The organism is Streptomyces sp. HSS9-12 (assembly GCF_054963655.1).
Genome location: NZ_JBUEGC010000048.1, coordinates 13,894 through 26,728, shown reverse-complemented (window position 1 = coordinate 26,728; position 12,835 = coordinate 13,894). Strand labels below are relative to the sequence as shown.

The window sequence follows — 12,835 nt, the reverse complement described above, 5'->3', positions numbered from 1 at the left end:
GGCACAATGGCCGGGTGGGACAGCGGGGCAGGCGGGAGAGCGCGCGGCACTGGCAGTACCCCGGGCTGCCGGGCGTCGACCTGCTGCGCGCCCGGTACGTCCGCAAGGCCTTCGTCCGGCGCACCCACGAGTCGTTCGTCGTCGCCGCGATCACCGAAGGTGTCGAGGCCTTCCACCACCGGGGGACGCTCGAGCGTGCCGGCCCGGTCCGGTCCGGCGATCACCCGAACTTGGGATGACCCGGCACTTCAGCCGCATCGTCGGGGTGCCGCCCGGGGCGTACAGCGTGAGCGGGCGGCCTAAAGGCTCCGCCCGCGGCGGGCGCCGCGGGCGCAAGAACGTACAAGACCCGCCGCGCCGAGTTCCTAGAATGCGGGCGTGGCACAACAGACAGCACAGGCAGAGATACCTACAGAACCGGCGCCGCGCCCGGACGCGGCGGTGGTGCGGGACGCGCTCGGCGTCGGCGTCGCCGTCGGTCTGTCCGGCTTCGCCTTCGGCGTGACCTCCGCGGGCTCCGGCCTCACCCTCCTGCAAACCTGTGCGCTCAGCCTGCTCGTCTTCACCGGTGCCTCGCAGTTCGCCCTGGTCGGCGCGCTCGCCGCGGGCGGCAACCCGTTCACCGCCGCGGCCGGGGCCTTCTTCCTCGGGGTGCGCAACGCCTTCTACGGGCTGCGCCTCTCGCAGCTGCTGAGCCTGCCGCGCGCCGTGCGCCCGCTCGCAGCGCACTGGGTGATCGACGAGACTTCCGCCGTCGCACTGGCGCAGACCGACCGGCGCCGCGCCCGGATCGGCTTCACCGTCACCGGTGTGAGCCTCTACCTGCTCTGGAACCTCACCACCCTGCTCGGGGCGCTCGGGGCCTCCGCTCTGGGCGACCCGAAGGCCTGGGGACTGGACGCTGCGGGTCCCGCCGTCTTCCTCGCCCTGCTCGCGCCCATGCTGCGCACGACGGTCGAGCGCGCGGTCGCCGGACTGGCGGTGGTGTTGGTGCTCGGCTGTGTGCAGCTGCTGCCGGCCGGCGTGCCGGTGCTGGTGGCGGCGCTGGCCGCGCCTGTCGTGCTCGCGCTGCGAGGGCGCGCGTCCCAGGTCCGTGACGGCAATGTCCGGGAGGGGAAGGCCCGGTGAGTACCTGGATCGCCATCGGGCTGACCGCTGTCGGCTGCTACCTGGTCAAGCTGCTCGGCCTGTCCGTACCGGCCGGGGCGCTCGAACGCCCTCTGGTCAAGCGGCTCGCCGCCCTCCTGCCCGTCGCCCTGCTGGCCGCGCTCACCGCCCAGCAGACGTTCAGCGACGGCAGCGTGCTGGTGCTGGACGCCCGCGCGGCGGGGCTTGCGGCAGCGGCGCTCGCACTGCTGCTGCGCGCCCCCTTCCTGCTGGTGGTCGCCGTCGCGGTGGTGGTCACAGCGGCCATACGCGCGCTGGGCGGATAGCCGCCCCGTCGGCCGCGTCCTCGTCGAGATCGCGGTCAGACGGCGGCACGCGCGCTCCACCCGCTGCCGGCCGCAGCGTCCGATGCCGTCAAGGACGGACAGGGCGTACGCGGCGTGCGGCGGCTGGCCGGCCGGGCCGCGCAGACCGGGCTCCGGCGCGCGGCCGTGCCCGTCGGCGGGAGGCACGGGCGTGGCTGCCTTCCCGGAGCGGGATAGCGGGATACTGAGCGCATGCGGTTGACGGTGTTCTGGCAGCGGATGGCGGACTACTTCGGTGATGCGTACGCCGACTCCTTCGCCCGCGACCATGTGATGACCGAGCTCGGAGGCCGGACCGTGTACCAGGCGCTGGCAGCCGGGTGGGACGCCAAGGACGTGTGGCGCGGAGTCTGCGCGGCCATGGAGATCCCCGCCGACAAGCGCTGAGCCGCGGCCGTTCCGAGGTCGGCGGGGGAGCCGGCCCGCGGGGTACGACACACTTGCCGGGTGGCAGCAGACGACACTCTCCCGGACGACACCCGACCGAATCCGCCCGCGGCCCCCCGCGACCGGATGCCGCGCTGGCTGCCGCGGGCCATGGTGCTGGCGCTTGCCCTCGTGGCCTGCTTTCAGTTCGCGAGCTGGGCCCTCCACCAGCTCATCGGGCTGCTCCTGAACATCCTGATCGCGTTCTTCCTGGCGCTCGCGGTCGAGCCCGCCGTGGACCGGATGGCGGCCAGGGGAGTGCGCCGTGGCCTCGCCACCGCGACCGTCTTCTCCGGCATCGCGGTGTTCTTCGCGGGGTTCGTCATCCTCCTGGGTTCGATGCTGGCGGACCAGATCGTGACCATGGTGGAGCACTTCCCCTCGTACCTGGACTCGGTGATCAACTGGATCAACTCCACGTTCCACACGAGCCTGTCCCGCCTGGAGATCCAGGACAGCCTGCTCCGCTCGGCCTGGCTGAAGAAGTATGTGCAGAACAACGCGTCCGGCGTCCTGGATGTATCGGCGACCGTCCTCGGCGGGCTGTTCAAAATCCTCACCGTGGCGCTGTTCTCGTTCTACTTCGCGGCCGACGGGCCCCGGCTGCGACGTGCTCTGTGCTCCGTCCTGCCGCCGGCCCGGCAGGCCGAGGTGCTGCGCGCCTGGGAGATCGCGGTGGCCAAGACCGGCGGTTACCTCTACTCGCGCGCCCTGATGGCGCTGATCTCCGGGGTCGCGCACTACATCCTGCTGCAGATCCTGGGCGTTCCCTACGCGCCGGCGCTGGCGGTGTGGGTCGGCGTGGTCTCGCAGTTCATCCCGACGATCGGCACCTATCTGGCAGGAGCTCTGCCGATGCTGCTCGCCTTCACCGTGAACCCCTGGTACGCGGTGTGGGTGCTCGGCTTCGTCGTGATCTACCAGCAGTTCGAGAACTATCTGCTGCAGCCGCGCATCACCGCCCGGACCGTGGACATCCACCCGGCCGTCGCCTTCGGCTCGGTGGTCGCGGGCACTGCCCTGCTGGGCGCCGTGGGCGCGCTCATCGCCATCCCGGCGACCGCGACGCTGCAGGCCTTCCTCGGGGCGTATGTGAAGCGCTACGACGTGACGGACGACCCGAGGGTGCACGGCCGGCCGCGCCGCGGCCGCGGCGTCACGGCTCTGGTACGGATGCGGCGGGCGCTGCGCCGTAGCCGCTGACGGGCCGGCCGGGAGGCCCCAACGCCTGGGGCCTGTGGTGCGCTTGACACCAAAATCGAACATCCATTCTTATGGTCTGGCGGCCGGGTTTTCCACAGGCCGCACGACGCCCGGGCGCATTGTCAGTGGCAGGCGTTAGCGTCGTGGACGTGAAGCGATCGACTCAAGCAAACCGGGTGGAACCCATGGCAGGAACCGACCGCGAGAAGGCGCTCGACGCCGCGCTCGCGCAGATTGAACGGCAATTCGGCAAGGGCGCCGTCATGCGTCTGGGGGAGCGGCCGAACGAGCCCATCGAGGTCATCCCCACCGGTTCGACCGCTCTCGACGTCGCCCTCGGTGTCGGCGGCCTGCCGCGCGGCCGGGTCGTGGAGGTCTACGGCCCGGAGTCCTCCGGTAAGACGACCCTGACGCTGCACGCCGTGGCCAACGCCCAGCGCGCCGGCGGCACGGTCGCGTTCGTCGACGCCGAGCACGCCCTGGACCCCGAGTACGCCAAGAAGCTCGGCGTGGACATCGACTCGCTGATCCTCTCCCAGCCGGACAACGGCGAGCAGGCGCTCGAGATCACCGACATGCTGGTCCGCTCCGGCGCGCTCGACCTCATCGTCATCGACTCCGTCGCCGCCCTGGTGCCGCGCGCGGAAATCGAGGGCGAGATGGGCGACTCCCACGTCGGCCTCCAGGCACGGCTCATGAGCCAGGCGCTTCGCAAGATCACGGGCGCGCTGAACCAGTCCAAGACCACCGCGATCTTCATCAACCAGCTCCGCGAGAAGGTCGGCGTCATGTTCGGCTGCATGTCCTACGGGACACGCGTGACGCTCGCGGACGGCACGCAGGAGAAGATCGGCAAGATCGTCAATCAGAAGATGGACGTCGAGGTCCTGTCATACGACCCGGAGACCGACCGGATCGTGCCTCGACGGATCACCAACTGGTTCGATAACGGCAACGCCGAGCGGTTTCTGCAGTTCACCGTCGCCAAGTCCGGTGGAAATGGCAAGGCGCAGTTCGCTGCGACGGAGAACCACCTGGTCCGTACCCCCGGCGGATGGCGCGAGGCCGGTGAGCTCATCGCCGGCGACCGGGTTCTGGTGGCCGAGCCGAAGCGGCTCAGCGACCAGCAGTTCCAGGTGGTGCTGGGCTCGATCTTGGGCGATGGAAATCTCTCGCCGAACCGTCGTGGGCGCACTGGGGTGCGCTTCAGGATGGGGCACGGGGCCCAGCAAGCTGACTACCTCGACTGGAAGGTCTCGCTCCTCGGCACCATCCCATGCAGTCGTACGAAGAACGAGAAGGGTGCGGTCTTCGCCGATTTCACCCCGCTCCCGGAACTCGACGAGCTGCGCCAGGTCGTCTACTTCGGCGACGGTAAAAAGCACATCACGTGGGAGTACCTGAAGGCTCTGACGCCCTTGGCACTTGCCATCTGGTACATGGACGACGGCGGCTTCGCATTGCGTTCCAAGGGCGTTCAGGCCCGCACCGAGGGCGGCAGCGGCCGCCGTGTCGAGATCTGTGTTGAGGCACTGAGTGAGGGTTCTCGCGAGCGCATCGTCGATTACCTGCGGGACACTCATGGGCTCGACGTGAAGGTGCGTTTCGCAGGCGAGCGGCAGGTGGCAGTGCTGACGTTCAGTACTGAATCCTCGGCCCGGTTCCATGAGATGGTGGCTCCGTACATCCACCCCTCCATGGATTACAAGCTGCTGCCGCGCTACCAGGGACAGTTCGCAGTCGAGCCGGAGTTCGAGGAGGAGACCCAACGGCTGGTCCCTGCACGAGTGCTGGACATCCGCGTCAAGCCGCCGACCCGCTCGATGAAGAAGTTCGACATCGAGATCGACGGTACGCACAACTACTTTGTGGACGGCGTCATGGTCCACAACAGCCCGGAGACCACGACTGGCGGGCGCGCGCTGAAGTTCTACGCCTCCGTCCGCCTGGACATCCGCCGGATCGAGACCCTCAAGGACGGCACCGAGGCGGTCGGCAACCGCACCCGCGTCAAGGTCGTCAAGAACAAGGTCGCCCCGCCCTTCAAGCAGGCCGAGTTCGACATCCTCTACGGCCAGGGCATCAGCCGCGAGGGCGGTCTGATCGACATGGGCGTCGAGCACGGCTTCATCCGTAAGTCCGGTGCCTGGTACACCTACGAGGGCGACCAGCTCGGCCAGGGCAAGGAGAACGCCCGCAACTTCCTCAAGGACAACCCCGACCTCGCCAACGAGATCGAGAAGAAGATCAAGGAGAAGCTGGGCATCGGGGTGAAGCCGCAGGACCCGGTGGCGGAGCCCGGCGCGGACGCGGCAGCGGGTGCCGCGGCGGAGCAGGCCGCGCCGGCGAAGGCGGTGTCCGCCCCAGCGGCCAAGGCCACCAAGGCCACCAAGGCCGCCGCGGCCAAGAGCTAGCCGGCCGTGACGCGGCGGACCGACTGGGGAGACAGCGGTATGGGGGCACCCCCAGCGGCAGCGCCCCCCGAGGGAGCACGCGCAGACAGCGGTGGCCTCTGCTCGTCGAGGGCCGAGCAGGGGGCACCGCGCACACCGGAGGAGCAGGCGCGGGCGATCTGCCTGCGTCTGCTCACCGGAACCCCGCGCACCCGCAGGCAGCTTGCCGACGCCCTGCACAAGCGCGGCATTTCCGGCGATGTGGTGCACGAGGTGCTGGCCCGGTTCGAGGACGTCGGGCTGATCGACGATGCCGCCTTTGCCGAGGCATGGGTGGAGTCGCGCCACCACAGCCGGGGCCTCGCCCGCCGCGCCCTCGCCCGCGAACTGCGGACCAAGGGCGTGGACTCGGCGCTGATCGACGAGGCCGTCGGACAGCTCGACCCCGAGCAGGAGGAAGAGACCGCCCGGCAGCTCATCGAGCGCAAGCTGCGCACCACGCGCGGCCTCGACCGCGAGAAGCGCATCCGTCGGCTGGCCGGGATGCTGGCCCGCAAGGGCTACTCCGAGGGGCTGGCCCTGCGGGTCGTACGGCGCGCGCTGGAAGAGGAGGGCGAGGACCCGGAGTTGCTGGAGCAGCATCTGCCTGACCTCTGACCCGGCGGCCAGGGCTCCGACCGCCGGGATGCCGCCGTCAGCGCGCGGCGGATGGCACCACCACGGGCAGGCCCGCTGCCCGCCACGCCTGGAATCCGCCGTCCAGATCCGTAGCCCGGTGCAGGCCCAACTGCCGCAAGGACACCGCCGCGAGGCCGGACGCGTAGCCCTCGTTGCACACCACCACAACGGTCAGATCGTGGTCGGCGCCTCGGGGAGCCGGTAGTCGCACAGCGGGTCCAGCCGCCACTCCAGCTCGTTGCGCTCGACGACCAGCGCACCGGGGATGGTGCCGTCGCGCTCGCGCAGCGCGGCATACCGTATGTCGACCAGCAGCGCGCCCGACGCCGCCGCATCGGCGGCCTCCCGCGGGCAGAGCCGGTCCAGTTCCGAACGGGCCTGTTTCCAGCTGGGCGGTTCGGTCAGCCGTGCGTCGATGCCTTCCGCGCGGAATCCGTCCCGCGCTCTACCGTGGCCTGCGGAGGGACCGACGTACCCCCGCGGGCCCGGTCGGCGCACGCGTACAGATCCGCCGGTCGCACGCCGGACATCGCCGCGACCAGATGCCCGTCCGGCCGTACGAGCAGCACGGTGTGCGCGGGGGCGCCCGGGTACCCCTCGGCGACGAGCAGTTCGGCCCGTACGGGAAGAGCGGTGACCGCGGCCGCGAGCCGTGGCATCAGCCCGGCGCGCAGCCAGTGCTTCCGTTCCCACACTCCTGTCCCGGGGGCGATCAGGACCACCAGCATGCCGCGGCCGAGCCGGTCCCGCAGCCGGGCCGGCGAGCCGTCCGGCGCGGTCACCTCCACATCCGCCACCTGGGCACCGGGCGCCGTGTCCACCGGCACGGCACTGGCCGGCGCGGGAGGCGTGAGCGGGGAGCGTGCGTACACCGGGAGTGCGCCCAGCAGACCGTGGCCCAGATGGCTGTCGGTCAGCAGCGCGTCATGCCCGCGGGCCGCCCCCGGCAGGGCGCGGCGTACGGTTGGCCAGCTGCCGTCGGCCCGCAGCTGTGCGAGCGCCTCGTCAGCCACGCGCAGCCGTGCCCCGACCGCCCCGCGGCGCTCGGCCTGGTAGCTGTCGAGCAGCGTGTCGGGAGCGCTGCGGTGCCAGGCCAGCGCCAGCTTCCAGGCGAGATTGGCGGCGTCACGCAGTCCCTCGTCGAGCTGCTGTGTGCCGAGCGCGCCCAGCAGATGGGCGGCGTCCCCGGCGAGGAAGGCGCGGCCGACCCGCCAGTTCCGGGCGAGCCGGTGGTGCACGGTGTGCACGCCGGTGTCCAGCAGCTCGTATGGCGGGACGACGTCGCCGCACCACAGCGCGAGGGTGTCGCGGATCCGGGCGACGAGCATGTCCGGCGTGACGAGGTCGCCGCGCGGCGGCAGCAGCCAGTCGATCCGCCAGGTGCCGTCCGGCAGCGGACGGGCCGTCACCTCCGCGCGGACTTCCCCGGTGCGGGGCGGCGACCGGTGCAGCACGGCCTCCCCGGGCCAGGGCAGCTCGGTGCGCAGCACTGCCACGGCGTGCCGTTCGACGGCCGTACGCCCCGGGAATCGGACGTCCAGGAGCTTGCGGACGGTGGACCGCGCGCCGTCGCAGCCGACCAGATAGCTGCCTCGCCACCAGGTGCCCGACAGGCCGCGGGTGTGTGCGGTGACGCCGCTCTCGTCCTGTTCCAGGGAGTCGAGCGGGCTGCCGGTGGCGATCTGGGCGAGGCTTTCCTCTTCGAGGGCTGCCCGCAGCCGCCGGGTCAGTACATGCTGCGGCAGATGCAGGGGCGGCGCTTGTACCCCGGCAGAGCCGTCAGCGCTGAACTCCACCCGGCGCAGCAGCTGCCGCCGCCGCATCGTCCGCCATGCCGTCCACCCATCGTCCTGTGTGGCGGACGGCGGCGCGACGCAGTCGAGCCGTGCGAGGAAGTCCGCGGTGTCCTGCCGGAGCACGGCGGTACGGGCGGGGCGCGCGTCCTCCTGCCCCGCGCCCTCGTCGAGGACGACGACGGGCACGCCGTTGCGGGTGAGGGCAAGAGCGAGGGACAGACCGACAGGCCCCGCCCCGACGACGATCACCGGGTCCACGGCGCGGCTCCTTCGACCGGTCGGGTCTTGCGGGAGCTGGCAGTTGGGGCCCGGTGCACGATCACAGAACGTATGCAACCCACTGCGGGTGCTTGCGTCAAGTGACGTAGGCAGCGGCGCGGTCGCCGCTGCCTATATGTCGTCAGTTTGCCTTGTCAGTGGGCCCTTCGGGGATGTCGGGCGTATCGACATGACCACCCATGTCCACGACCGGTTGGGCGGCCGCGGCCACCGCGATACCGGTCTTCGTACGCCGCCCGCGCTTCTCGATCCAGTTGGCGAGACCGGAGAGCGCCAGACACATCGCGATATAGATGACGCCGATGACCGTGATGGTCGAGACGTAGGGGTAGAGGCCGTTGACCAGGGTGTTGCTGGCGATCAGCCGCGCGCTCTGCAGCAGCTCCGGGTAGAGGATGATGAAGCCGAGCGAGGTGTCCTTCAGCGTCACCACCAGCTGGCTGATGATCGTCGGCATCATGGCCCGCACGGCCTGGGGCAGCAGGACACTGGTCATGACCTGGCTCTTGCGCAAACCCAGGGCGTACGCCGCCTCACGCTGGCCCTTGGGCACCGCGTTGACTCCGGCGCGCAGCACCTCGGCCTGTACACAGCCGTTGTAGATCGTCAGCCCGAGGGCCAGGGCCCACATCGAGTAGTCGGACAGGAAGCCCACCCACACCGCGTAGATGGTGATGAGCAGCGGGACGGACCGGAAGACCTCGATGAAGCCGGTGGCCAGCCAGCTGATGGGCCGGTGCTCGGAGAGCCGGCTCACGGCCAGGATGACGCCCAGCACCAGGGAGCCCACTGCGGCGATCCCGAACGCCTTGAGCGTGGCGATGACACCGTCGAGGATGTTCTGCCGGATGCCGGCGTAGTTGAAGATGTCCCACATCTCGGGGGCGAAGTGCCCCTTGTCGTAGAGGCGTACGACGCTGACGGCGATCAGCCCGAGGATGGCGGCGGTGCCAAGCACCCCGTAGATGCGGTTGCGGACGACGGCTTTGGGACCGGGTGCGTCGTAGAGAACGCTGGCGCTCATCGGGCGACCTCCAGTCGGCGCTCCAGCAGCCGGAAGACGCCGCTGATGGCGAAGGTGACGATCAGATAGCCGCAGGTGACCCAGAAGAAGATCGGGACGATGTTGTAGCCCTTGTCGCTGAGCAGCTTCTGCACCCCGAACAGCTCGGTGACGCTGAAGGCGCCCGCGATCGCGGAGTTCTTGGTGAGCGCGATGAAGATGCTGCTCAGCGGCGGCAGCACGGTCCGGGTGGCCTGCGGCAGCACGATCAGGCGCAGAGTCTGACCGAAGGTCATACCGATGCTGCGGGCGGCCTCGGCCTGGCCGAGCGGCACGGTGTTGATACCGGAGCGCACCGCCTCACAGATGAAGGAGGAGGTGTAGAAGCCGAGCGCGAGGGCGGCGAGCAGGAAGGGGCTCAGACCGGGGAAGAGGATCTCCGGCACGACGAAGGTCGCGACCAGGAAGAGCAGGGTCAGCGGGGTGTTGCGCAGCAGCGTGACCCAGGCCGAACCGAAGAACCGCAGCGGCGGGACAGGGGAAACGCGGAAGCCGGCTATGAGTACGCCGAGCACGAGCGCAATCACCGCGCTGACCGCCGTGATCGAGACGGTTCCTATGAAGCCGGCGCGGAATTCCGGCCAGTAGTCGAGCAGTACGTTCATGAGGTCTCCGCGTCGGGCGGCAGCAGAGGGCAGACAGGGGTCAGCACCGCGCCCCGTGCGCACGCCCGGAGGCGGGCGCACGGGGCCGTTCGGTCACCGGCGGTACGGATCGTGCAGTGCCGATCAGTAGCGCTCGACGGCCGGCGGCTCGACGAACGCCGAGCCGGACAGGCCGAGCGTGGCGTCGTAGATCTTCTTGTAGGTGCCGTCCTTTGCGTGCGCCTCGAGCTTGTCGGCGAAGAAGTCCCGCAGCGCCTTGTCGGACTTGTTCAGGCCGACGCCGTACGGCTCGTCGGTGAACGGCTTGCCGACCACCCGCAGCTTCTCGGGGTTCTGGGCGGCGTAGCCCTTGAGGATCGCATCATCGGTGGTCACCGCGTCGACCTGCTGGGTGAGCAGCTGCTGCACGCAGTCGGAGTACTTGGCGAGCTCGACGACCTTGGCGCCGTACTCCGGCTTCTTGATCTCCTGCAGCGGGGTGGACCCGACGATGGAGCAGACCTTCTTGCCCTTGACGGAGTCCTTGCCCTGGATGCTCTTCTCGTCCTTGCGGACGAGAAGGTCGGCGCCGGCCTTGTAGTACGGGCCCGCGAAGCCCACGAGCTTCTTGCGCTCGTCGTTGATCGTGTACGTGCCGACATAGAAGTCGACCTGGCCCTTGGAGATCGCGGTCTCGCGAACGCCGGAGTCGACCGTCTTCCACTCGATCTGGTCCTCGGAGAAGCCCAGGTCGGCGGCGAGCATCTTGGCGATCTCGATGTCGAAGCCGGAGCGCTCCTTGGTGGCCTGGTCCTCGAAGCCGAGGTACGGCTGGTCGGCCTTGGAGCCGATGATGATCTTGCCGCGCTTCTGGGCCTTCTTCAGCGTCGCCGAGTCCAGCTTGACGTCCTTGGCCACCGTGTAGGTCGGAGCCTTGGGAGCGTTCTTGTCACCGGGCTTGGCGGACTGCTTGTCGCCCGCCGCGCCCTCCTTTCCGCCACACGCGGTGGCGGTGGCGGTGAGGGCGAGGACGGCGAACGCCGCGGCGGCGGTCTTGCGGAACTTCATCTGGACATCCTTTGTCTCGTCAGGCGTGGGCAGGACGCTGGGCCGTCAGTGGTGCAGGATCTTCGACAGGAAATCCTTGGCGCGGTCGCTGCGCGGATTGCTGAAGAACTGGTCGGGCGTGGCCTCTTCGACTATTCGGCCGTCCGCCATGAACACGACGCGGTTCGCCGCGGAGCGGGCGAAGCCCATCTCGTGGGTGACGACGACCATCGTCATGCCGTCCCGGGCGAGCTGCTGCATGACCTCCAGCACCTCGTTGATCATCTCCGGGTCGAGGGCGGAGGTCGGCTCGTCGAAGAGCATGACTTTGGGGTCCATGGCCAGGGCGCGGGCGATCGCCACGCGCTGCTGCTGCCCGCCGGACAGTTGCGCCGGGTACTTGTCCGCCTGGGTGCCGACGCCCACCCGGTCGAGCAGGGCGCGGGCCTTCTCTTCCGCCGCCTTCTTCTCCGTGCGCCGGACCTTGAGCTGGCCCAGCATCACGTTCTCCAGCACCGTCTTGTGCGCGAAGAGGTTGAAGGACTGGAAGACCATGCCGACGTCGGCGCGCAGCCGGGCCAACTCGCGGCCCTCCTGCGGCAGCGGCTTCCCGTCGATGGTGATGCTGCCGGAGTCGATCGTCTCCAGCCGGTTGATCGTGCGGCACAGCGTCGACTTGCCGGACCCGGACGGTCCGATGACGACGACCACCTCGCCGCGCGCGATGGTCAGGTCGATGTCCTGGAGTACATGCAGCGCGCCGAAGTGTTTGTTGACATTGCTCAGCACGACAAGGTCGTCGGCCGCGGACACGGCGTCCTTGGTCACCGATACGTCGGTCATCGGCTTGTTGCTCCGTCCTCCTCGGTTGGGAGGACCTTAGTGAGCCGCGCGGATCAGCGTCATTACATCTGAGCGGAAATTGAGCATAACGATACGGCTACCGGCCGCGACCGTGGGTGACGGTGGAAAGCATCCACGCATGACCCGTTTCTTACCGTCTCCGTAACGGATGGCTGCCTGCGGCCGGACAGCTCTTGACGTGCGCCGCGGGCATCGGGCTGGATGCCCTGAGAGCACAGCACCACCGAATGTGCGAAACGGACAATATGGACGGAATGGCACCGCAACCGGGGAGGAAGGGGGACCGATGAGACTGCTGCTCGTCGAGGACGACGACCATGTCGCCGCGGCCCTGTCCGCGGTGCTGGCACGGCACGGCTTCGAGGTCACCCACGCCCGCAGCGGCGAAGAGGCCCTCCAGGCGCTGCTGCCCGACGCGGGCGCGCCCTTCGGTGTCGTACTGCTCGACCTCGGCCTGCCCGACCGGGACGGCTTCGAGGTCTGCGGCAAGATCCGTGCGCGCACCAGCACCCCCGTGATCATGGTGACGGCCCGAAGCGACGTGCGTTCCCGGATACACGGCCTGAACCTCGGCGCCGACGACTACGTCGTCAAGCCGTACGACACCGGCGAACTGCTGGCCCGTATCCACGCGGTCAGCCGCCGCACCGTCACCGGTGAGGGCGGTGGCGGCAGTGGCTCCGACGACACGGCCAACGGCCCGGCCGAGCCGCTGCGCATCGGCCCCGTCGTGATCGAACTCCCCACGCGCCGGGTGTCCGTCGACGGAGCCTTCGTATCGCTGACCCGTAAGGAGTTCGACCTGCTCGCGCTGCTCGCCCAGCGCCCCGGCGTCGTCTTCCGGCGCGAGCAGATCATCAGCGAGGTGTGGCGCACCAGCTGGGAGGGCACCGGACGCACCCTCGAGGTGCACATTGCCTCTCTGCGCTCCAAGTTGCGGATGCCCGCCCTGATCGAGACGGTGCGCGGGGTCGGCTACCGGCTCGTCGCCCCGGCTGTCCAGGCCTAGGGACCAAAGGACCGTACGGCC

The 12,835-nt window shown here is 69.6% G+C and carries 12 protein-coding genes and 4 pseudogenes; 10 read left to right on the top strand and 6 right to left on the bottom strand.

Annotation, left to right across the window (positions count from 1 at the left end):
* Positions 1-14: 14 nt before the first annotated feature.
* From ACY34J_RS22870 to recX, 9 genes and pseudogenes are all read left to right on the top strand, one after another.
* A pseudogene (locus tag ACY34J_RS22870) lies at positions 15-203 on the top strand (AraC family ligand binding domain-containing protein); the annotation flags it as partial.
* Positions 204-378: 175 nt separating this feature from the next.
* Positions 379-1,128: an AzlC family ABC transporter permease gene (locus ACY34J_RS22865; protein ID WP_462728482.1), complete on the top strand. Its 750-nt coding sequence runs from the start codon at positions 379-381 to the stop codon at positions 1,126-1,128.
* Positions 1,125-1,433 (top strand): AzlD domain-containing protein, encoded by a 309-nt coding sequence (locus ACY34J_RS22860; protein ID WP_462728481.1) that lies wholly within the window; start codon positions 1,125-1,127, stop codon positions 1,431-1,433. Before ACY34J_RS22865 ends, ACY34J_RS22860 begins: the two co-directional genes overlap by 4 nt.
* Positions 1,434-1,664: 231 nt before the next feature.
* Positions 1,665-1,859, top strand: a complete 195-nt coding sequence (locus ACY34J_RS22855) for a DUF3046 domain-containing protein (RefSeq protein ID WP_462728480.1) — start codon at positions 1,665-1,667, stop codon at positions 1,857-1,859.
* A gap of 60 nt (positions 1,860-1,919) precedes the next feature.
* Positions 1,920-3,101 carry an AI-2E family transporter gene (locus ACY34J_RS22850; RefSeq protein ID WP_462728479.1) on the top strand — a complete coding sequence of 394 codons (1,182 nt, stop codon included), beginning with the start codon at positions 1,920-1,922 and terminating at the stop codon, positions 3,099-3,101.
* Positions 3,102-3,286: 185 nt separating this feature from the next.
* Positions 3,287-3,898, top strand: a pseudogene (gene recA, locus ACY34J_RS22845) (recombinase RecA); the annotation flags it as partial.
* A pseudogene (locus ACY34J_RS22840) lies at positions 3,890-4,753 on the top strand (LAGLIDADG endonuclease); the annotation flags it as partial. The pseudogenes recA and ACY34J_RS22840, both read left to right, overlap by 9 nt.
* Positions 4,754-4,924: 171 nt before the next feature.
* Positions 4,925-5,515, top strand: coding sequence for a hypothetical protein (locus tag ACY34J_RS22835; RefSeq protein WP_462728497.1), 591 nt, complete (start codon positions 4,925-4,927; stop codon positions 5,513-5,515).
* Between the two features lie 6 nt (positions 5,516-5,521).
* Complete coding sequence (gene recX / locus ACY34J_RS22830) at positions 5,522-6,151, top strand: recombination regulator RecX (RefSeq protein ID WP_462728478.1); 630 nt, start codon at positions 5,522-5,524, stop codon at positions 6,149-6,151.
* 37 nt (positions 6,152-6,188) lie between these two features.
* On the opposite strand, the pseudogene ACY34J_RS22825 reads toward recX, so the two are convergent.
* From ACY34J_RS22825 to ACY34J_RS22800, 6 genes and pseudogenes are all read right to left on the bottom strand, one after another.
* Positions 6,189-6,577 (bottom strand): annotated as a pseudogene (locus ACY34J_RS22825) (rhodanese-like domain-containing protein).
* The gene (locus tag ACY34J_RS22820; protein WP_462728477.1) at positions 6,574-8,226 is read right to left on the bottom strand and encodes an FAD-dependent monooxygenase; all 1,653 of its coding nucleotides are present in this window, start codon (positions 8,224-8,226) and stop codon (positions 6,574-6,576) included. The pseudogene ACY34J_RS22825 and the gene ACY34J_RS22820 overlap by 4 nt, the downstream one beginning before the upstream one ends.
* Before the next feature lie 142 nt (positions 8,227-8,368).
* Positions 8,369-9,271: an amino acid ABC transporter permease gene (locus ACY34J_RS22815; RefSeq protein WP_462728476.1), complete on the bottom strand. Its 903-nt coding sequence runs from the start codon at positions 9,269-9,271 to the stop codon at positions 8,369-8,371.
* The gene (locus tag ACY34J_RS22810; protein ID WP_462728475.1) at positions 9,268-9,915 is read right to left on the bottom strand and encodes an amino acid ABC transporter permease; all 648 of its coding nucleotides are present in this window, start codon (positions 9,913-9,915) and stop codon (positions 9,268-9,270) included. The genes ACY34J_RS22815 and ACY34J_RS22810 overlap by 4 nt, the downstream gene beginning before the upstream one ends.
* A 123-nt stretch (positions 9,916-10,038) precedes the next feature.
* Positions 10,039-10,962, bottom strand: a complete 924-nt coding sequence (locus ACY34J_RS22805; RefSeq protein WP_462728474.1) for a glutamate ABC transporter substrate-binding protein — start codon at positions 10,960-10,962, stop codon at positions 10,039-10,041.
* 45 nt (positions 10,963-11,007) lie between these two features.
* Positions 11,008-11,784 (bottom strand): amino acid ABC transporter ATP-binding protein, encoded by a 777-nt coding sequence (locus ACY34J_RS22800; RefSeq protein WP_462728473.1) that lies wholly within the window; start codon positions 11,782-11,784, stop codon positions 11,008-11,010.
* 307 nt (positions 11,785-12,091) lie between these two features.
* Here ACY34J_RS22800 and ACY34J_RS22795 point away from each other — a divergent pair, with 307 nt between their 5' ends.
* A complete protein-coding gene (locus ACY34J_RS22795; protein WP_462728472.1) occupies positions 12,092-12,814 on the top strand; it encodes a response regulator transcription factor in 723 nt (240 codons plus the stop codon).
* Positions 12,815-12,835: the final 21 nt, after the last annotated feature.